Annotated in this window: 20 protein-coding genes; 11 read left to right on the top strand and 9 right to left on the bottom strand. The window is 65.1% G+C overall.

Going from position 1 to position 17,053, the window contains the following annotated elements; translation table 11 throughout:
* Window positions 1-2: 2 nt before the first annotated feature.
* Complete coding sequence (locus tag PMI40_RS22400) at window positions 3-1,871, bottom strand: amidohydrolase (RefSeq protein ID WP_008120249.1); 1,869 nt, start codon at window positions 1,869-1,871, stop codon at window positions 3-5.
* A gap of 266 nt (window positions 1,872-2,137) precedes the next feature.
* Between PMI40_RS22400 and PMI40_RS22395 the strand changes: the two genes are divergently transcribed.
* From PMI40_RS22395 to PMI40_RS22375, 5 genes are all read left to right on the top strand, one after another.
* Window positions 2,138-2,830 carry a hydrolase gene (locus PMI40_RS22395; protein WP_008120247.1) on the top strand — a complete coding sequence of 231 codons (693 nt, stop codon included), beginning with the start codon at window positions 2,138-2,140 and terminating at the stop codon, window positions 2,828-2,830.
* Between the two features lie 85 nt (window positions 2,831-2,915).
* Window positions 2,916-3,080, top strand: a complete 165-nt coding sequence (locus tag PMI40_RS22390; protein WP_081496513.1) for a DUF1427 family protein — start codon at window positions 2,916-2,918, stop codon at window positions 3,078-3,080.
* 16 nt (window positions 3,081-3,096) lie between these two features.
* Window positions 3,097-3,345, top strand: coding sequence for a DUF1427 family protein (locus PMI40_RS22385; protein WP_008120243.1), 249 nt, complete (start codon window positions 3,097-3,099; stop codon window positions 3,343-3,345).
* A gap of 38 nt (window positions 3,346-3,383) precedes the next feature.
* Window positions 3,384-3,749 carry a response regulator transcription factor gene (locus tag PMI40_RS22380; RefSeq protein WP_008120240.1) on the top strand — a complete coding sequence of 122 codons (366 nt, stop codon included), beginning with the start codon at window positions 3,384-3,386 and terminating at the stop codon, window positions 3,747-3,749.
* A gap of 53 nt (window positions 3,750-3,802) precedes the next feature.
* Window positions 3,803-5,002: a sensor histidine kinase gene (locus tag PMI40_RS22375; RefSeq protein WP_238541002.1), complete on the top strand. Its 1,200-nt coding sequence runs from the start codon at window positions 3,803-3,805 to the stop codon at window positions 5,000-5,002.
* Window positions 5,003-5,054: 52 nt separating this feature from the next.
* Here the strand turns inward: PMI40_RS22375 and PMI40_RS22370 are convergent, their stop codons facing one another.
* The 3 genes from PMI40_RS22370 to PMI40_RS22360 form a co-directional block, all read right to left on the bottom strand.
* Window positions 5,055-5,963, bottom strand: coding sequence for an AraC family transcriptional regulator (locus tag PMI40_RS22370; protein ID WP_008120236.1), 909 nt, complete (start codon window positions 5,961-5,963; stop codon window positions 5,055-5,057).
* 181 nt (window positions 5,964-6,144) lie between these two features.
* Window positions 6,145-6,639 carry a hypothetical protein gene (locus PMI40_RS22365; RefSeq protein ID WP_008120234.1) on the bottom strand — a complete coding sequence of 165 codons (495 nt, stop codon included), beginning with the start codon at window positions 6,637-6,639 and terminating at the stop codon, window positions 6,145-6,147.
* A gap of 93 nt (window positions 6,640-6,732) precedes the next feature.
* Complete coding sequence (locus tag PMI40_RS22360) at window positions 6,733-7,476, bottom strand: siderophore-interacting protein (RefSeq protein ID WP_008120232.1); 744 nt, start codon at window positions 7,474-7,476, stop codon at window positions 6,733-6,735.
* A 106-nt stretch (window positions 7,477-7,582) separates the two neighbouring features.
* On the opposite strand from PMI40_RS22360, the gene PMI40_RS22355 reads away from it, so the two are divergent.
* Entirely contained in the window at window positions 7,583-7,987 is a 405-nt protein-coding gene (locus tag PMI40_RS22355) for a MarR family winged helix-turn-helix transcriptional regulator (protein WP_157221651.1), read from the top strand.
* Here PMI40_RS22355 and PMI40_RS22350 read toward each other — a convergent pair.
* The 3 genes from PMI40_RS22350 to PMI40_RS22340 form a co-directional block, all read right to left on the bottom strand.
* Window positions 7,984-9,072, bottom strand: coding sequence for a tartrate dehydrogenase (locus PMI40_RS22350; protein WP_008120228.1), 1,089 nt, complete (start codon window positions 9,070-9,072; stop codon window positions 7,984-7,986). The two genes, PMI40_RS22355 and PMI40_RS22350, sit on opposite strands and share 4 nt — an antisense overlap.
* A 26-nt stretch (window positions 9,073-9,098) precedes the next feature.
* Window positions 9,099-9,530, bottom strand: a complete 432-nt coding sequence (locus tag PMI40_RS22345) for a hypothetical protein (RefSeq protein WP_008120226.1) — start codon at window positions 9,528-9,530, stop codon at window positions 9,099-9,101.
* A gap of 152 nt (window positions 9,531-9,682) precedes the next feature.
* The gene (locus PMI40_RS22340; RefSeq protein ID WP_008120224.1) at window positions 9,683-9,982 is read right to left on the bottom strand and encodes a helix-turn-helix transcriptional regulator; all 300 of its coding nucleotides are present in this window, start codon (window positions 9,980-9,982) and stop codon (window positions 9,683-9,685) included.
* A 128-nt stretch (window positions 9,983-10,110) separates the two neighbouring features.
* On the opposite strand from PMI40_RS22340, the gene PMI40_RS22335 reads away from it, so the two are divergent.
* From PMI40_RS22335 to PMI40_RS24305, 3 genes are all read left to right on the top strand, one after another.
* On the top strand, window positions 10,111-11,199 hold the full coding sequence (locus PMI40_RS22335) for an NADH:flavin oxidoreductase/NADH oxidase (protein ID WP_008120222.1): 1,089 nt from the start codon (window positions 10,111-10,113) through the stop codon (window positions 11,197-11,199).
* A gap of 583 nt (window positions 11,200-11,782) precedes the next feature.
* Window positions 11,783-13,501 carry a D-lactate dehydrogenase gene (gene dld, locus PMI40_RS22330; protein WP_008120220.1) on the top strand — a complete coding sequence of 573 codons (1,719 nt, stop codon included), beginning with the start codon at window positions 11,783-11,785 and terminating at the stop codon, window positions 13,499-13,501.
* 125 nt (window positions 13,502-13,626) lie between these two features.
* The gene (locus PMI40_RS24305; protein WP_008120219.1) at window positions 13,627-13,785 is read left to right on the top strand and encodes a hypothetical protein; all 159 of its coding nucleotides are present in this window, start codon (window positions 13,627-13,629) and stop codon (window positions 13,783-13,785) included.
* A 150-nt stretch (window positions 13,786-13,935) separates the two neighbouring features.
* Here the strand turns inward: PMI40_RS24305 and PMI40_RS22325 are convergent, their stop codons facing one another.
* Complete coding sequence (locus PMI40_RS22325; protein WP_008120217.1) at window positions 13,936-14,586, bottom strand: FMN-binding negative transcriptional regulator; 651 nt, start codon at window positions 14,584-14,586, stop codon at window positions 13,936-13,938.
* 96 nt (window positions 14,587-14,682) lie between these two features.
* On the opposite strand from PMI40_RS22325, the gene PMI40_RS22320 reads away from it, so the two are divergent.
* A complete protein-coding gene (locus PMI40_RS22320) occupies window positions 14,683-16,176 on the top strand; it encodes a PLP-dependent aminotransferase family protein (protein WP_008120213.1) in 1,494 nt (497 codons plus the stop codon).
* On the opposite strand, the gene PMI40_RS22315 is transcribed toward PMI40_RS22320, so the two are convergent.
* Window positions 16,155-16,766 carry a superoxide dismutase gene (locus tag PMI40_RS22315; RefSeq protein WP_008120211.1) on the bottom strand — a complete coding sequence of 204 codons (612 nt, stop codon included), beginning with the start codon at window positions 16,764-16,766 and terminating at the stop codon, window positions 16,155-16,157. The genes PMI40_RS22320 and PMI40_RS22315 overlap by 22 nt on opposite strands.
* Before the next feature lie 12 nt (window positions 16,767-16,778).
* Between PMI40_RS22315 and PMI40_RS24490 the strand changes: the two genes are divergently transcribed.
* On the top strand, window positions 16,779-17,053 hold a 275-nt coding region (locus PMI40_RS24490), incomplete at its 3' end, for a hypothetical protein (protein WP_238541001.1).

Below are 17,053 nucleotides of genomic sequence, written 5' to 3'. Positions count from 1 at the left end.
GTTCAGAAGGCGAAGCAGCTGCAACCGAGCGCGCCCCAGAAGCCGGCGAAGTTCGACACCGGCACGTCGGACTTGCGGGCCATGTCGTGCGCGTGGGCGTGGACACCGCAAGCACCAGCGCAGGCATGCGGCAGCGACGTCTTCTTCTGTGCCACCGGACGGTAGTGACCCGGCACCTTGGCCACCGGCGACCAGTCGGGCAGCACCGGGATCTCGCCCGGGCCCTGCGCCGAAAACTCGGCGGCGCCATAGACCACCTTGCCGTCGACCACGGTCATGACCGATTCGATGGCCTTGATGTCGTCTTCGTGGACGCTGAAGAAGTCGGCCGACAGCACGGCCAGGTCGGCCAGCTGGCCGACCTTGATGCGGCCCTTCTTGTCCTGCTCGCTGGAGAACCAGGCGCTGCCGGCGGTCCACAGCTCGAGCGCGGTCTGGCGCGGCAACCGGCCCGCCGCGCCGTACAGCCTGGCGCCGCCGACGGTGCGCCCCGACACCAGCCAGTACAGGGCGGTCCAGGGGTTGTAGCTGGCCACGCGGGTGGCGTCGGTGCCGGCGCCGACCGGCACACCCAAGTCCAGCATCTTGGCGATCGGCGGAGTGTGCTCGGCCGCCTGGCTGCCGTAGCGGTCGATGAAATACTCTCCCTGGAACGCCATGCGGTGCTGGATGGCAATGCCGCCGCCCAGTGCCCGCACGCGTTCGATGTTGCGCTCGGTGATGGTCTCGGCGTGGTCGAACATCCAGTGCAGGCCATCGAATGGGATATCGCGATTGACCTTTTCGAACACGTCCAGCATGCGGCCGATCGATTCGTCGTAGGTGGCATGCAGGCGGAACGGCCAGCGGTTGGCGACCAGGTGGCGCACCACCCGTTCCAGTTCGTCTTCCATGCCTTCGGCCAGCTCGGGGCGCGGCTCGAGGAAATCCTCGAAGTCGGCTGCCGAGAACACCAGCATCTCGCCGGCGCCGTTATGCCGGAAGAAGTCGCTGCCGTCGCCGGGCTTGACCATCCCGGTCCACTTCTGGAAATCGGCCAGTTCGCCGCCCTTGTTCTGGGTGAACAGGTTATAGGCAATGCGGATGGTCAACTGGCCCTCGGCGGCCAGCTTGTTGATGATCTGGTAATCGTCCGGATAGTTCTGGAAACCGCCGCCGGCGTCGATGGCGCTGGTCAGTCCCAGGCGATTGAGTTCGCGCATGAACTGGCGGGTGGAATTGATCTGGTACTCCAGCGGCAGGCTGGGGCCCTTGGCCAGCGTGGCATACAGGATCATGGCGTTGGGCCGGGCGATCAGCATGCCGGTCGGGTTGCCGGCAGCGTCGCGCACGATCTCGCCGCCGGGCGGGTTGGGGGTGTCGCGGGTATAGCCCACTGCCTGCAGCGCGGCACGGTTGAGCAAGGCGCGGTCGTACAGGTGCAGCACGAACACCGGCGTATCGGGCGCGGCGGCGTTGAGTTCCTCCAGCGTGGGCATGCGCTTTTCGGCGAACTGGAACTCGGTCCAGCCGCCGACCACCCGCACCCATTGCGGATGCGGCGTGCGATCGGCCTGCTCCTTGAGCATGCGCAGCGCATCGGCCAGCGATGGCACGCCTTCCCAGCGCAGTTCCAGGTTGTAGTTGAGGCCGCCACGGATGAGGTGGATGTGCGAATCGTTCAGGCCCGGCACCACGGTGCGGCCCTTGAGATCGATCACCCGCGTCGAGGGCTGGGCCAGGCGCATCACCGTAGCGGCGTCGCCCACTTCGAGGAACTTGCCGCCGCCGATGGCGACGGCATCGGCCACCGGGTTCTGGCGGTCGACGGTATGGAACTTGCCGTTGACCAGGATCAGGTCGGGCGTGTTGCTGGGCATTGCGTTGCTCATGTCAGGCTCCGTGCGAAGGAATGGCGTGGGTCCACAGGTCGACGCCCGATGCAACCGGACATGTCGCGTGCGGATCGATGAATGGACGCAGTGTGCAAAATCGCGGCGGCAGCGTCTAGCTATACGAAAAGATAATGGCGAGCCATCGGGTGGGCGACCTATGATCCGCTCCGATGGCGTCGCTGACCTGCCGACAGGCCAACGTCCAATCCGCACGCTGCCCGATGGCGGCGCGGCGCATCCTCTCCTTACTCCACGGAAAAACCATGACCACCAACACCAAGCTTGACGTGCTGACCCCTGGCAATTGCCAATTGATCTTCATCGACCACCAGCCGCAGATGGCTTTCGGCGTGCAGTCGATCGACCGCCAGGTGCTCAAGAACAATACCGTTGCGTTGGCCAAGTCGGCCAAGGTATTCGACATCCCGACCGTGATCACCACCGTCGAGACCGAGGGCTTCTCCGGCTACACCTATCCCGAGCTGCTGTCGGTATTCCCCGAGCACGACATCCTGGAACGCACCTCGATGAACTCCTGGGACGACCAGAAGGTGCGTGACGCGCTGGCCGCAAACGGCCGCAAGAAGATCGTGGTCGCGGGCCTGTGGACCGAAGTCTGCAACAACAGCTTCTCGCTGTGCGCCATGGCCGAAGGCGACTACGAGATCTACATGGTGGCCGACGCTTCGGGCGGCACTTCCAAGGAAGCCCACGACTACGCCATGCAACGCATGATCCAGGCCGGCGTGATCCCGGTGACCTGGCAGCAGGTACTGCTGGAATGGCAACGCGACTGGGCGCGCAAGGGCACCTACAACGCCGTCATGGACATCGTGCGCGAACATTCCGGCGCCTATGGCATGGGTGTGGACTACGCCTACACCATGGTGCACAAGGCCGAGCAACGCCCGCACGGCAACCAGAAGACCCTGGCACCGGTGGCCGCCGGCAAGTAAGCCCCTGTCCATGCAGGCAGCACGGGCATTGCCGGCATGGCAGTGCCTGTCTGCATTCAAGGCCGACATCCATTTACTCGATACCATGAATAGCTATCTTCTTTCCCTGGCTGGCGGTGTGCTGATCGGCATCTTCTATGCGCTGTTGAGGGTGCGTTCACCGGCGCCGCCGGGCATCGCCCTGGTTGGCCTGTTGGGCATGGTGCTGGGTGAACGCGCCATTTCCGCCCTGACGCCATATCTCGGTTGACCCGAAAGCCGCCACCATGAAGCCAACTCTGATTTCGCTGTTGATGGGCGCCATCGCCGGCGTCCTGTACCACGCCATGCAGATCCAGTCACCGGCGCCGCCGATCATCGCACTGCTCGGTTTGCTGGGTATGCTGATCGGCGAACAGGTAGTGCCTGCGGTACGACGCAAGATGGCCGGAGAGCCGTTGACGGCCGCCTGGTTCCATCGCGAGTGCGTGCCACGGATCACCGGCGCGCCGCCGGACGGCAAGTCCGAGCGCTAGCGCGCCGCACATCCGAAAAAAAAAACAGGGGGAGAACCATGATCGCCATCATCGACGACGACCAGGGCGTGCGTAGCGCCCTGTGCAATCTGCTGGATTCGGCCGGCTACCGCAGTTGCGGCTTCGCCTCGGCCGAGCAATTCCTGGCAGGCCAGGCCGTCTTGCAGCCGACCTGCGCACTGATCGATGTGGAATTGCCGCGCATGAGCGGCTTGACGCTATTGGAGCAACTGGCCAGCCGCACCCCCCGCTTGCCGAGCATCATGATGTCGGCGCATGGCACCAGCGCCTTTCGCGCACGGGCGCTGCAACTGGGGGCAATCGATCTGCTGGTCAAGCCGGTCCAGGCCGACACCCTGCTGGCGTGCATCGCGCGCGCCAGGGCCGCCGCCGGCCCTGGCTGAGGCAACGGAAAATGCGGCACAATGCGGATTCATCGCCACCTCTGGAGCCGGCCTTGCCCACCGACCGCGCCGACCTGCCCCGGGTCGATCCCTTGCAACAGGCCCTGCATGAACTGCACCGCACGCAGGCGCTGCTGGCCCAGACCGAGCAGGCGCTGCGCGCCAGCCAGGAACTGTTGCGCCAGGGCGAGCACTTCAACAACACCGGCAGCATGCGCTACCTGCTGCAACAGGACCTGATGGTGTGCTCGGAAGAACTGTGCCGCATCTACGGACTGGCGCCAGGCAACAACCTGATCCGCCATGAGGACTTCGCGGCGCTGATGCATCCCGATGACCGCCAGGCCGTGCTCGACACGGTGGCCGCTGCCATCGCCATCGGCGGCACCATACGGGTGGAACATCGCATCTGCCGCCGCGACGATGGCGAGGTACGCTACATCTCGGGCATCGGCAAGCCGGTGTGGGTCGATGGCGCGTTCACCGAATACGTCGGCACTGCCACCGACATCACCTCGCAACGCCGCACCGAATACGCGGTGCGCGCCGCCGAAGCCGACCTGGCGCGGGTGTCGCGTGCCACCACGGTGGGCCAACTGACCGCCTCCATCGCCCACGAGATCAACCAGCCGCTGATGTCGATCATCGCCAATGCCGGCGCCAGCCTGCGCTGGCTGGACCGCGATCCACCGCAATTGGCGCAGGCCCGCGCCGGCCTGGAAGACATCGTGGCCGAAGGCACGCGCGCCGGCAACATGATTTCCGGTCTGCAGGATCTCACCCGCAATACCGAGCCGGTGCTGCAGCGGCTGAACCTGGATGGCATCATCGGCCATATCCTGAGCATTTCCCGTAGCGAGATCGAGCGCCGCGAGGTAGCGCTGCAGTTGTCCCTGGGCGGGCCTGCGGCCTGGGTCTCGGGTGACCCGGTGCAGCTGCAACAGGTGTTGCTCAACCTGGTGGTCAATGCCATCGATGCGATGTCGGCCGGTACCACCCGGCCGCGCGTGCTGTCGATCAGGACGGTGGTCGACGCTGGGGTGCGGGTGACGGTACAGGACAGCGGCATGGGCATTGCCCCCGAGGCGATGGATCGCGTCTTCGATGCGTTCTACACCACCAAGGAAGGCGGCATGGGGATGGGCCTGGCGATCTGCCGGTCCATCATCGCCGCCCATGGCGGGCAACTGACGGTGGCACATGCGCCCGACGGCGGCGCGGTGTTCGGCTTTTCGCTGCCGCTGGTACCCTAGGCAGGCGGCGCCGCGTATCGGCCTTGGCCGGTGCGACGACCTGCGACCAGCCTCAGCGCCCTGCCCTGCGCCGCCAATTGCCGGGCGAGCTACCCATCAGTTGCGAGAAGACCCGGCTGAAATGGCTCTGGTCGTAGAAATTGCAGGCCACGGCAATCTCGGCCAATGGCAGTTCGGTGTTGGCCAGGAACTCGCGCGCCTTCTCCACCCGTTGCGCCATGAGCCATTGGTGCGGGGTCTGCCCGGTGGTTTCCTTGAAGGCGCGCAGGAAGTAGCTGGCCGACATGTTGCACTCGCGGGCAATCTCGGGAATCGATACATTGCCCTTGACCTTGGACAGCAGCAGCTGCTTGGCACGCTCTTCATGCACGCGCGACAACGCGCCGCTACGCGGCTGGGCCAGCCGGGCGCCGGCGTAGCGTTGCAACAGGTGGGTGCCGATCACCGTGCCCAACTGGTCGATGAACAGCGAACATGCCTGCTCGGGTCGCGCCAGCGCCGGTGCCAGCGCATGCACCAGGTGTTCCAGCACCGGATCGTGTTGCGCCACCACCGTCGCCAGCCCGGTCACCGGCGCGCCGCGCAGCTCCTGGGCGGCACGCTCGAAGAAGGCAGGCGGCAATTCAACCAGGGTGAAATCGAAAGAGCCATGGATGTCGGCCCGGTAGTCGTCGGCAAAATCGCGGATATAGATGTCGCCACGCCCGAAGTCGTGCGCCGCCGCCTGGCGGCCACGAAAGATGCTGCGCCGATGGCGGGCCGACATCGACACACCCAGCAGGAAGCCGCGTGCCGACGCCTGGGTCGTCACCTGCGACAGTGCGCGGTCATCCAGGCGCTTGCGATAGAAGGTCATGTCGCTGCCGCGCAGCTCGTGGCTGGCGCTCAGCTTGTCGGGCCGGCAACCGAGTGAATCGCTGGCGGCCTTGGGCGGCTCGAAGGAATTGGTCGGTGCGGACATCAACAGGAACCTCTCTGCATGGAATGCTCGTCAGCCTGCAACTGGCGCGGGCAGCCTGGACGCTGCATGCGCATGCAGCAACGGTGTCCGTCGACACGTTGCTGCAAGTCGACGATTCTACAGATACCGTGATTTTCGTGCAGTGCCGCAAAGACGTATCAAAAAGATAACGATCCTGGCATCACGGACGGCGATAATCGCCGCTGGCCCAGCGCGTCGCGCTTTCTTCGCTGAGGCGATAGTTGGGCGCTACCTGGGCGTGCGCCAGCAGCTCGCCCATCTCGTCCCAGGCGCGCAGGTCGGCGTAGGGAAAATCGTCATCGGGCACGATGTCGAGCGTGACCTTGATGCTGCCGTCGTCGGTGGCAATGGTCACCGTCTTGTGCAACTGCGCATGCAACTGCTGTTCGCTGCGGCGGCGAAACTCATTGGCGGTCTTGACCAGCGTATGGAACGCCGGCCGTTCGATCGGCTTGGGGTTCTTCTTGTCGCGCCCCATGGTCCATGGGCCCACCAGCGTGGGTTCGGATTCGCCGTCGCGCGTCATCTCGACGGCCCAGCCGTCGTCATCGACGTTCTTGATGATGCGTGCCGTCCAGCCATCGTCACGCCACAGGCGTGGATCATGGATGGCGTCATCGCCGTTGGTATCGGCTTGGGGTTCGAGGTCGGTCATGCAGGCACACGGAATCGGTTAAGGCCCGCCATGATAGTGGAAAGCGCGGCATCGGGCGCAGCGAGTACGCCACGGGCACGCACAACACCACGCTCAATCCAGTTTTTCGTGGAAATCGGAAGCGCCCGGCTTCCAGTAGGCCGATACCCGCATGGCGCCCTTGGGATGCTGCTTTTCGTCCAGCAACACGGTGCGCAGGCGGGTCATGGTGGCCGCCTCGCCGCCGCCCCATACATAGCCTTCGCCGGACGACAGGTCCAGCGCGCGCACCGCGGCCAGGAGTTCGTCGCCGTTGGCGACCCATTTGACGTCGAGCTCGGCGCGGGTGTCGAACTGGCGCATGTCGCCCAGGTGGGCGATCTCGATGACCGCCGTCACGCGGGTGCCGGCGGGAATTTCCTTCAAGCGCCGGGTAATGGCCGGCAACGCCGACAGGTCGCCCGCCAGCACATACCAGTCATAGTCGTCGGGAACGATCATCGAACCGCGCGGGCCGGCGATGACGGCCGGCATGCCCTCGGTGGCACGGCGCGCCCAGTCGGTGGCGGCGCCCTCGGCGTGCAGTGCGAATTCCAGGGTCAGCTCGCCGCGTTGTGGGTCGTGCTCGGTTGGCGTATAGTCGCGCCGGATCGATTCGCCATTGCCGTCGGGGAAGACGAACTTGATGTGGTCGTCATACGACAGCGAGACGAAGTCGTGCAACGCGTCGCCCTTGAAGGTGATGCTGAGCATGTTGGTGCCGGTCTGGCGGATGCGGGCGACAGTGACCTCGCGCAACTTCAGTTCGTGGCGCACGCGTCGTACTTCACGAGAGGTGGATGGTGATGTGTTTTCCATGGCCTTGGTTTTTTAGTTGATAATATCTACCATTATGAAAAAACAAGTTGATAAAGTCAACCAATCACCTACCGCCGACGCGGTCTTTGAGGCATTGCATTCGGTGATGCACCTCTACCGGTCTGCCCGCACCCAGGCTTTTCGCGACGAAGAGCAGGATGTGACGCACATGGAGACGCGGGTCATCGCTTATTTCGACCATCATCCCGGCGCGACGCTGAGTGACCTGGTGCAACATTCCGGGCGAGACAAGGCCCAGCTCACGCGGCTCATCCGCGGCCTGCGGGAAAAGGGATACCTGGAAGCGTCCGAGGATGCACAGGACCGGCGCTCGGTGCGCCTGCACCTGACGGCGAGCGGCAAGAGCCTGCAGCGCCAGCTCAAGAAGAGCGCGCACACGGTGCTGGAACAGGCGGTCAGCGGGATGACCGAGCAGCAGCGCGGCGAGCTGGTGGCGTTATTGACGCTGCTGCAGGGCAACCTCGAGCAGCAGCGCCCGGTATCGGACTAGGCGCCCTGGACGCGGGCCGCGATGGCCGCGCCCAATTCGGTGGTCGACGCCTTTCCGCCCAGGTCGGGCGTGAGCGGGCCACTCTTCAATACATCCTCGATGGCGCTGACGATGGCGTCATGCGCGGCGCGTCCCGCTCCCTCGCTGCGCGTGAGGAAGTCCAGCATCAGCGCGCCGGACCAGATCATGGCGATCGGATTGGCGATGTTCTTGCCGTAGATGTCGGGGGCCGAGCCATGCACCGGCTCGAACAGCGACGGGAAATTGCGTTCCGGATTGAGGTTGGCCGAGGGCGCCAGGCCGATGGTGCCGGTGGTGGCCGGCCCCAGGTCGGACAGGATGTCGCCGAACAGGTTGGAGGCCACCACCACGTCGAAGCGGTCGGGCTGCAGCACGAAGCGCGCCGAGAGGATATCGATGTGCTGCTTGTCGACCTTGACCTGCGGATAATCCTTGCCCACCGCATCGGCGCGGCCGTCCCACCAGGGCATGCTGATGGCGATGCCGTTGGACTTGGTGGCGACCGTCAGTTGCCGGCGCGGCCGGCTGTTGGCCAGTTCGAAGGCATACTTGAGCACGCGGTCGGTGCCGTGGCGCGAGAATACCGATTCCTGGATCACGATCTCGCGCTCGGTGCCGGCGTACATGGTGCCGCCCAGCGACGTATATTCGCCCTCGGTGTTTTCGCGCACGACAAGGTAATCGATATCGCCGGCACGGCGATTGGCCAACGGACACGGTACGCCTTCGAACAGGCGCACCGGGCGCAGGTTGATGTACTGGTCGAACTCGCGCCGGAACTTCAGCAGCGAACCCCACAGCGAGACGTGGTCGGGCACCGTGGCCGGCCAGCCGACGGCGCCGAAGAAGATGGCGTCGCAATCGGACAGCTGCGCCTTCCAGTCATCGGGCATCATCTGGCCGTGGGCGACGTAGTAATCGCAACTGGCCCAGTCGATGCTCCTGAGCTCGAGCTTGATGCCGAACCGCTCGGCCGCCGCCTGTACCACGCGCACACCCTCGGGCATGACTTCGCGGCCAATGCCGTCGCCGGCGATCAATGCGATTCTATAAGTCTGGCTCACGGCTTGTCTCCTCGATAGGTGAACTACTATAGGCGTGCGGCGGCGATATCGGCGTCCAGTGCCTGGCGCGCCAAGCCGATGGCGTGCTCTTCGGCCTCGACCTGGGTATTGCCGTGGAAGTCGTCGCACACCACCCGCCGGAACGGCACGGGATTGTCATTGCGGTGGAATTGATAACTGCCGACCCAGCTGCCGTCGCGCTGCCGATTGGCGCTGAGCTTGATGAAGTAACCACGGTGCAGCACCGCATCGCCGTCGAGCTCGGCGTCGATCAGGGCGCGCGCGAAGCCGGCGCCGGTGACCTGGGCCGTGGCGGCGGCCCGAAATGGATTGCCGCGGATGTCGGGATATGGCACGCCATCGATGCTGACCACGCAACGCACCAGGTCGCTGCGCGCATCGCTGGTGGTGACGACCGATATGTTGCGGCCACGATATGTGACGCCGTATTGCGCCATGGGGATGATTGCCTGTTTTGCTGGTTGATCAGATCAACGCATGCTAGCACAGCGCGTCGAGCCGAGCGGGGCCTGCACGCCTGCGTCATGCACCGGATCATCCATGCCCAGGCTGACCGGGCCGGTCCGCACGCAACGCGGCGTGCATCGACTCAGTGCTGCGCCAGGATGGCGGCAAGCAGCCCCGGGAAGCGGCCATCGACTTCGGCGCGACGCAGGATATTGATGTGGCTGGTGCCGGTCGTCTCGGTAAACACCAGGCCCGCTTCGCGCAGCACCTTGAAGTGATGCGACACGGTCGACTTGGGACGGCCGCCATCGAGCTCGCCACAGGTGGCGCTATCGACGCGCGCCAGGTGACGCACGATATCGAGGCGAATCGAATCGCTCAGCGCATACAGCACGCGCTCGAGTACCAGTTCACTGGCCGCAGGATGTTTATAAGGACGCATGCCGACATGATACACCGTCGGCTTGTGTGAATTCCATAGTTCGTATATATTCGAACTAACGAATATTTATGATCGCCGTCCAACCGCGGGATGGCGTCACCCTCATTGTCATTTTGCAAAGGATAAGCATGAGCGCCCTGTTTCAACCATTCACCCTCAAGGATGTCACGCTGCGCAACCGCATCGCGGTGCCGCCGATGTGTCAATACATGGCCGTCGATGGCGTGCCCAACGAATGGCACCTGTCGCACTACGCCAGCATCGCCCGGGGCGGCGCCGGCCTGGTGATCGTCGAAGCCACCGGAGTGGCGCCGGAAGGCCGTATCACCCCCGGTTGCACGGGCCTGTGGAACGACCAGCAGGCACAGGCCTTCGTGCCGGTGGTGCAAGCGATCAAGGCTGCCGGCGCGGTGCCGGGCATCCAGATCGGCCATGCCGGGCGCAAGGCCAGCGCCAACAAGCCCTGGGAGGGCGACGACCACATCGCCGCCGACGACGCCCGCGCCTGGGAAACCATCGCACCATCGGCGATCGCCTTCGGTGGTGGCCTGCCACGTACGCCCCGTGCGATGACCTTGGAGGACATCGCCCGTGTGCGCCAGAACTTCGTGGACGCCGCAGTGCGCGCCCGCGACACCGGCTTCGAATGGCTGGAGCTGCACTTTGCGCACGGTTACCTGGCGCAGAGCTTCTTCTCGCCGCACAGCAACCAGCGTGACGACATCTACGGCGGCAGCGTCGAGAACCGTGGTCGCTTCCTGCTCGAGACCTTGCGCGCGGTACGTGAAGTATGGCCCGAGAACCTGCCGTTGACGGTGCGATTCGGCGTGATCGAATACGACGGTCGCGACGAACAGACCCTGGCCGAATCGATCGGCCTGGTGCGCCAGTTCAAGGCGGCCGGCATGGACATGATCAGCGTGAGCGTCAATTTCGTGATCCCCGACACCCACATCCCCTGGGGTCCTGCGTTTTTAGGTCCGATCGCCGAGCGGGTACGCCGGGAAGCCGACGTACCGGTATCGTCGGCCTGGGGGTTCGGCACGCCCGAGATCGCCGAGCGCGTCGTCAAGGACCAGCAATTGGACCTGGTGATGGTCGGTCGCGCCCACCTGGCCAATCCGCATTGGCCCTACTTCGCCGCCAAGGAAATCGGCATCGACCGCGCATCGTGGACCTTGCCGGCGCCTTACGCGCACTGGCTGGAGCGTTACTGACCGGCTGACCCAGCTGACGAAGTATCTGGCACCTCAAGCTGGTCCAGCCGCTGCAGGCCCGACGCAGCACCCGGGGCGCAGCGGCTTCCTACGACAGGTTCGGGACAGGCCCTTCGACAAGCTCAGGACAGGCCCTTCGACAGGCTCAGGACAGGCCCTTCGACAAGCTCAGGACAGGCTTCGATACAGCGCTTCGCGCTTACTCAGCCCGAACGGTGTTCGTTAGGCACGACGAAAGACAGGCGACGGGCCTGGCAACCTGAGCGAAGCGACTCTGGCCTTCCCTCTGTTCGGCGCGTGACGCCGGGGACCCCGAAGGGGCAGTAGGGGCCTTCTTTGCCCCTCTTTCTTGGCGTGCAAGAAAGGTGGTCCGCTGCCGGGCGGACTCCCGGCGAGCCCTTTCGACCGGAGAATGATAAGGATCGAAACGGATGTCCTGAAGCAAGGCAAAAACCACCGAAGCCTTCCTGCGGCGTCCTCCATCATCCGCCCCTACAGGTGAAAGTAAATCACCTAACCCAATCCCCGATGCGGCCAGCATAAAATACGCACCACCCTCGGCCCTCATCAAGGAATCCCCCGCATGTCCCCCGTTTCATCGCGCAATGCCGCCCTGGTCACCGAGCTCGCCACCATCGTCGGCCAGCCCCATGTGCTCACCGACGCCGCCCAGACCCGACACTATCGCACCGGTTTCCGGTTCGGCAGCGGCCAGGCGCTGGCGGTGGTGCGCCCGGGTTCGCTGGTCGAACAGTGGCGGGTCCTGAAGGCCTGCATTGCCGCCGATGTGATCGTCATCGCCCAGGCATCCAATACCGGCCTGACTGGCGGTTCCACGCCCGACGGCGACGACTACGACCGCGACATCGTCATCATCAGCACCACCCGCATGAACACCATCCATTTGATCGAGGATGGGCGCCAGGTGGTGTGCCTGCCGGGCGCCACGCTGGACCAGCTGGAAAGGCAACTGGCGCCGCTGGGGCGCGAACCGCATTCGGTGATCGGCTCGTCCTGCATCGGTGCCTCGGTCTTGGGCGGCGTATGCAACAACTCCGGCGGCGCGCTGGTGCGACGTGGTCCGGCCTACACCGAGATGTCGGTGTTTGCCCGCGTCGACCAGGCCGGGCAACTGCACCTGGTCAATCACCTGGGCATCGAACTGGACGGCGACGAGGAAGCCATGCTGCAACAGCTGCAACGGGGGCAATTCGCTCCCGAGGCGGTGCAATCGGACTTCGCCGCCGGCCATGACCACGCCTACGTCGAGCACGTGCGCCAGATCGATGCCCCGACGCCGGCACGCTTCAATGCCGATGCCTCGCGCCTGTTCGAATCGTCCGGCTCGGCCGGCAAGGTGATGGTATTTGCGGTACGCCTGGACACCTTCGCCGCCGAAAAAGGTGCAGTGGTGTTCTACATCGGCACCAATACCGCCGACGACCTGACCGAATTGCGCCGCGAGATGCTGGGCAGCTTCGAACACCTGCCGATCTCGGGCGAATACCTGCACCGCGACGCCTTTACAATAGCCGCCGACTACGGCAAGGACACCTTCCTGATGATCCATCACCTGGGTACCGCACGGTTGCCCGGCCTGTTTGCGTTCAAGGCACGCTGCGACGCCTTCTTCGAACGCATCCCGCTGCTGCCCAGGAACCTGGCCGACCGCCTGCTGCAGGCGGGCAGCCGTCTTTTTCCCGACCACCTGCCGCCGCGACTGCGCGACTACCAGCGCCGCTTCGAACACCATCTGATGCTCAAGGTCAGCGCCGCCGGGGCAGCCGAGGCGCGCAGCCTGCTGGCGCGTCACTTTGGCCAGGGCGGCGGCGAATTCTTCGAATGCACGGCCGAAGAAGGCAAGAAAGCCTTCCTGCACCGCTTCGCCGCGGCCGGCGCGGCCAACCGCTACCGTGCCATCCATCATCGGCAGGTCGAGGACATCCTGGCGCTGGACATCGCCCTGCGCCGCAATGACCGCGACTGGGTCGAGACCCTGCCGGCCGAGATCGAGGCGCCCATCCTCATGAAGCTCTACTATGGCCACTTCCTGTGCCATGTATTCCACCAGGATTACATCGTCAGAAAAGGCCACGACTGCATGGCGCTGGAACACAGGATGTGGACCCTGCTCGATGCGCGCGGGGCGGAATACCCGGCCGAGCACAACGTCGGCCACCTCTACCATGCCAAACCCGCGCTGCGCGCCCACTACGAGGCGCTGGACCCGTGCAATTGCTTCAATCCGGGCATCGGCCATACCTCCAAGCAGGCCTTTCATGGCAAGGCGACAACACACTGATGGGGCGCCTCAGGTTTTGCCTGAGGCGAAAGACACGGGTTCTCAGGAAATGTACTAAAGCCAGGTCCAGGGGCGGCAATTAAGATGAACACATCGAAAACATCTCACCGCCCGAGGAGAACACCATGCTCAGCACCTACCTGTTAGCCGCCTTCGGCTGCACTTCAGTTGTCGTGATGGGTTTCCTGGGTATCGCCCACCGCGTGGCCGAATCACGCTGGAACAAGCATCCGCTGGCGCGCGTGTCGCATGAGCGCGCGGTCAGCTTCGCATCGCAATTCTGATATTCAGGGCCAGGCGCCACGCGCTGGTCCCGACCCCGATCTCGCCGTTGAGCTGATCTGCTGCGACACCGTCGTCTCCTCTGAATCCTGTGGATTTGGATTTATTCCCCCGGCCCGCCAGGTCCGGGGGATTTTTTTTCGGCGCGGCGTTCAGCGCGGCTTGGACTCGGCCTCCGCCAGCATCGCCTGGCCCACCGCATCGGCGCCGCTGGCACCGCCCCGCGCCAGCACTTCGCCTGCCGCACCACGCAGGTCACGTTCGTCCTTGTTCTGGCTGAGCTTGCGCTTGCCTTGCAAGCGCGTGATGTCGATCTCGATGCCGACAATGGCCCGCAACAGGGTATCGACGAACTCGGCCGGCGCATCCGACATCTTCCATGGCGCCGGCAGCGGCGCCTCGTGGGTGCGCGTGAGCCGGGCCACCATGCCGCGCACGTAACGCTCGTCGTCGCGGATACGCACCCGGCCGTGCGCATGGGCCACGATGTAGTTCCAGGTCGGCACCTGCCGGTGCAGCTCGGCCTTGCTGGGATACCAGCTGGGCGAGATGTAGGCGTCGCCGGCACGGAAGATCACCAGCACCTCGTCGCCATCCTTGAGCTCCTGCCACAGGGGATTGGCGCGCGCCACGTGGGCGTGCAGCGTCCCCAGGGCCCCTTGCGCCGGGTCCAGGTGGAACGGCAGGTGATTGGCGTCGAGACTGCCGCCGCTGCTCGACACCAGGGTGCCGAAGGGATGCTCGGTCATCAGTTGATGCAAGGCTGCGGGGCGCGACTCGTCTAAATGGGCGGGGATATACATGGCGGATAACGCTCGTTGGGTAAAGGATGACCATGATTGTGCGCGGTAACCGGATTATTATTTAGGTCCAGTTTCGAACTATTTCAATAGACCACTATGGCACGCAAGGCCCGTCTTCCCGAACTGCCCGCGCTCGGCGCGCTGGACCGCCAGGCCGGTGGCCTGGCGCTGCAACTGACGCAGGCCTTGCGGGTGGCCATCCGCCGCGGCGACCTGCGCCCCGGCGAAGCCCTGCCTTCGACCCGCATGCTGGCCCAGGCCCTGCGACTGGCACGCGGCACGGTGGTGGAGGCGTACGACCAACTGGTGGCCGAAGGCTTCCTGGAAGCCCGCCCGGGCGCCGGCACCCGGGTGGCGCCCTTGCCTGATGTGCCACCGGTGACGCCGCCGGTCGCGTCGCCGGCACCGCGACTGCCGCCGGCCGCGGCTGCCCTGGCGCGCATCGCCGCCGATTTTCGGCCGCTGCCGCATATCCCGTTCGCTATCTCGGTGCCGTTGGGGCCCACCGCCCCGGACGACGCCTGGCGCCGGCTCGGCAACCGCCTGCGCGCGCGGGGTGCGGCCGCAGCGGCCGGCTACGGCGATCCGCAAGGTGCGCTCGAGCTGCGCCAGGCCATCGCCGAGCATGTGCGCAAGTCGCGCTCGTGCCGTTGCGATGCGGCCCAGGTGATCGTTACCGGCGGCACCCAGCAGGGCCTGTACCTGGCCTGCCAAGTGCTGCTTGGCAAGGGGCAGAGCGCCTGGGTCGAGAACCCGGCCTATGGCGGTATCACCTCCATCCTCGAACAGAGCGGGCATGGCGCCGTGGCGGTGCGGGTGCCGGTCGATGACGAAGGCATGGTGGTGGGCGCTGGCGAACAATTGGCCCCCTACGCCAGCGCTGCGTTCGTGACCCCTTCGCACCAGTACCCACTGGGCATGCCGCTCAGCATGACCCGGCGCGAGGCCTTGCTGGCCTGGGCGCGCAAGGCCGGCGCCTGGATCGTCGAGGACGACTATGACAGCGAGCTGCGCTACAGCGGCCACCCTTTTCCCGCCATGCAGGGGCTGGACCCGGAGCGGGTGGTCTATCTGGGTACCTTCAGCAAGGTGTTGTACCCGTCGCTACGGCTGGGCTACCTGATCGCGCCGCCGGCCCTGGTCGCGGCCTTCTGCGGCGCCCGGGTCCTGATGGACCGCAGCCCGCCCGGCGCCGACCAGCATGTACTGGCCGCCTACATCGGCCAAGGACACCTGGAACGGCACATCCGCCGCGTGCGCAGCGTCTATGCCGAGCAGCGCGCACAGCTGATCGCCTTGCTCGGGCAGTGGCTGCCTGCCCACCTTGGCCGGCTGCAGCCCAGCGACCAGGGCATGCACCTGCTGCTGTGGCTGCATCCGGCGCTGGACGACCGCGCCGTGGCGCAACGGGCCGCCGCCGCAGGCGTGGCGGTGCGACCGGTCTCGCCGATGTTTGCGGCGGGAACGGCACGACCGGGGCTGGTATTGGGATTTGGCGGTTTCAGCGCGCACCGCCTGCAACAGGCGGCGCGCCAGCTGGCGGCAGTGATCGCCGACAGCGCCCGCGATCAGGCGATCGCGGCGGCGTAGCGACGCGCCACTTCGGGCCAGTTCACCACGTTGTAGAAGGCGCCGATGTATTCCGGCCGACGGTTCTGGTAACGCAGGTAATAGGCGTGCTCCCACACGTCCAGCCCGAGGATGGGGGTATTGCCGTTCATCAGCGGGCTGTCCTGGTTGCCGCTGCTCTCGACCACCAGTTTCTTCTGCGGCGTCACCGACAGCCACGCCCAGCCGCTGCCGAAACGCGACACCGCGGCCTTGGTGAAGGCTTCCTTGAAGGCCTCCAGGCCGCCCAGCTCGGAATCGATGGCCGCCGCCAGCTTGCCGTCGGGCTTGCCGCCGCCGGTGGGACTCATCACGGTCCAGAACAGGGCATGGTTGGCGTGACCGCCACCCTGGTTGGTGACCGCTGCGCGCAGGTTGTCCGGCACCTCCTTGACGCGCGCCACCAGTTGTTCGACGGGCAGCTTCTCCCATTCGGTGCCGGCCACGGCGGCATTGAGGTTGTTGATATAGGTCTGGTGATGCTTGCTGTAGTGAATCTCCATGGTCTGCGCATCGATGTGCGGTTCGAGCGCATCGTAGGCGTATGGAAGGGCTGGCAGGGAATAAGGCATGGCAATGCTCCGATGATGGAATGGATCGCCCTTCTTGACGAAGGGTACGGAGGCTGCCGGATGGGTGGCGGGCGGACAATGGATGTCCCGGTCATTCGAGAAGAATCTCAAATCACTAAAAGATTCAATTCTAGAAGCAAATCGCATCGCCTTATCCCTGCTCGCGTCAGGGACAAAAGACTAAAAAAAACGGCGTACTTCACCGAAGTACGCCGCCATCCCCCTCAGGACAAAACCCCCACGATATTCAGTTACCAACCGACCAACCCGACCAGCCGATGGCCGGG

It is taken from the genome of Herbaspirillum sp. YR522, assembly GCF_000282575.1.
In the GTDB taxonomy this organism is placed as follows: domain Bacteria; phylum Pseudomonadota; class Gammaproteobacteria; order Burkholderiales; family Burkholderiaceae_D; genus Herbaspirillum.
The sequence above is the reverse complement of the archived record's forward strand: the minus strand, read 5'-3'. Positions and strand labels throughout refer to the sequence as shown.

What these genes read in the sequence shown, in the direction of transcription:
- PMI40_RS22400 (WP_008120249.1), bottom strand. Translation starts at nt 1,871, where the DNA reads ATGAGCAACGCAATGCCCAGCAACACGCCCGACCTGATCCTGGTCAAC.
- PMI40_RS22395 (WP_008120247.1), top strand. Translation starts at nt 2,138, where the DNA reads ATGACCACCAACACCAAGCTTGACGTGCTGACCCCTGGCAATTGCCAA.
- PMI40_RS22390 (WP_081496513.1), top strand. Translation starts at nt 2,916, where the DNA reads ATGAATAGCTATCTTCTTTCCCTGGCTGGCGGTGTGCTGATCGGCATC.
- PMI40_RS22385 (WP_008120243.1), top strand. Translation starts at nt 3,097, where the DNA reads ATGAAGCCAACTCTGATTTCGCTGTTGATGGGCGCCATCGCCGGCGTC.
- PMI40_RS22380 (WP_008120240.1), top strand. Translation starts at nt 3,384, where the DNA reads ATGATCGCCATCATCGACGACGACCAGGGCGTGCGTAGCGCCCTGTGC.
- PMI40_RS22370 (WP_008120236.1), bottom strand. Translation starts at nt 5,963, where the DNA reads ATGTCCGCACCGACCAATTCCTTCGAGCCGCCCAAGGCCGCCAGCGAT.
- PMI40_RS22365 (WP_008120234.1), bottom strand. Translation starts at nt 6,639, where the DNA reads ATGACCGACCTCGAACCCCAAGCCGATACCAACGGCGATGACGCCATC.
- PMI40_RS22360 (WP_008120232.1), bottom strand. Translation starts at nt 7,476, where the DNA reads ATGGAAAACACATCACCATCCACCTCTCGTGAAGTACGACGCGTGCGC.
- PMI40_RS22355 (WP_157221651.1), top strand. Translation starts at nt 7,583, where the DNA reads ATGCACCTCTACCGGTCTGCCCGCACCCAGGCTTTTCGCGACGAAGAG.
- PMI40_RS22345 (WP_008120226.1), bottom strand. Translation starts at nt 9,530, where the DNA reads ATGGCGCAATACGGCGTCACATATCGTGGCCGCAACATATCGGTCGTC.
- PMI40_RS22340 (WP_008120224.1), bottom strand. Translation starts at nt 9,982, where the DNA reads ATGCGTCCTTATAAACATCCTGCGGCCAGTGAACTGGTACTCGAGCGC.
- PMI40_RS22335 (WP_008120222.1), top strand. Translation starts at nt 10,111, where the DNA reads ATGAGCGCCCTGTTTCAACCATTCACCCTCAAGGATGTCACGCTGCGC.
- dld (WP_008120220.1), top strand. Translation starts at nt 11,783, where the DNA reads ATGTCCCCCGTTTCATCGCGCAATGCCGCCCTGGTCACCGAGCTCGCC.
- PMI40_RS24305 (WP_008120219.1), top strand. Translation starts at nt 13,627, where the DNA reads ATGCTCAGCACCTACCTGTTAGCCGCCTTCGGCTGCACTTCAGTTGTC.
- PMI40_RS22325 (WP_008120217.1), bottom strand. Translation starts at nt 14,586, where the DNA reads ATGTATATCCCCGCCCATTTAGACGAGTCGCGCCCCGCAGCCTTGCAT.
- PMI40_RS22320 (WP_008120213.1), top strand. Translation starts at nt 14,683, where the DNA reads ATGGCACGCAAGGCCCGTCTTCCCGAACTGCCCGCGCTCGGCGCGCTG.
- PMI40_RS22315 (WP_008120211.1), bottom strand. Translation starts at nt 16,766, where the DNA reads ATGCCTTATTCCCTGCCAGCCCTTCCATACGCCTACGATGCGCTCGAA.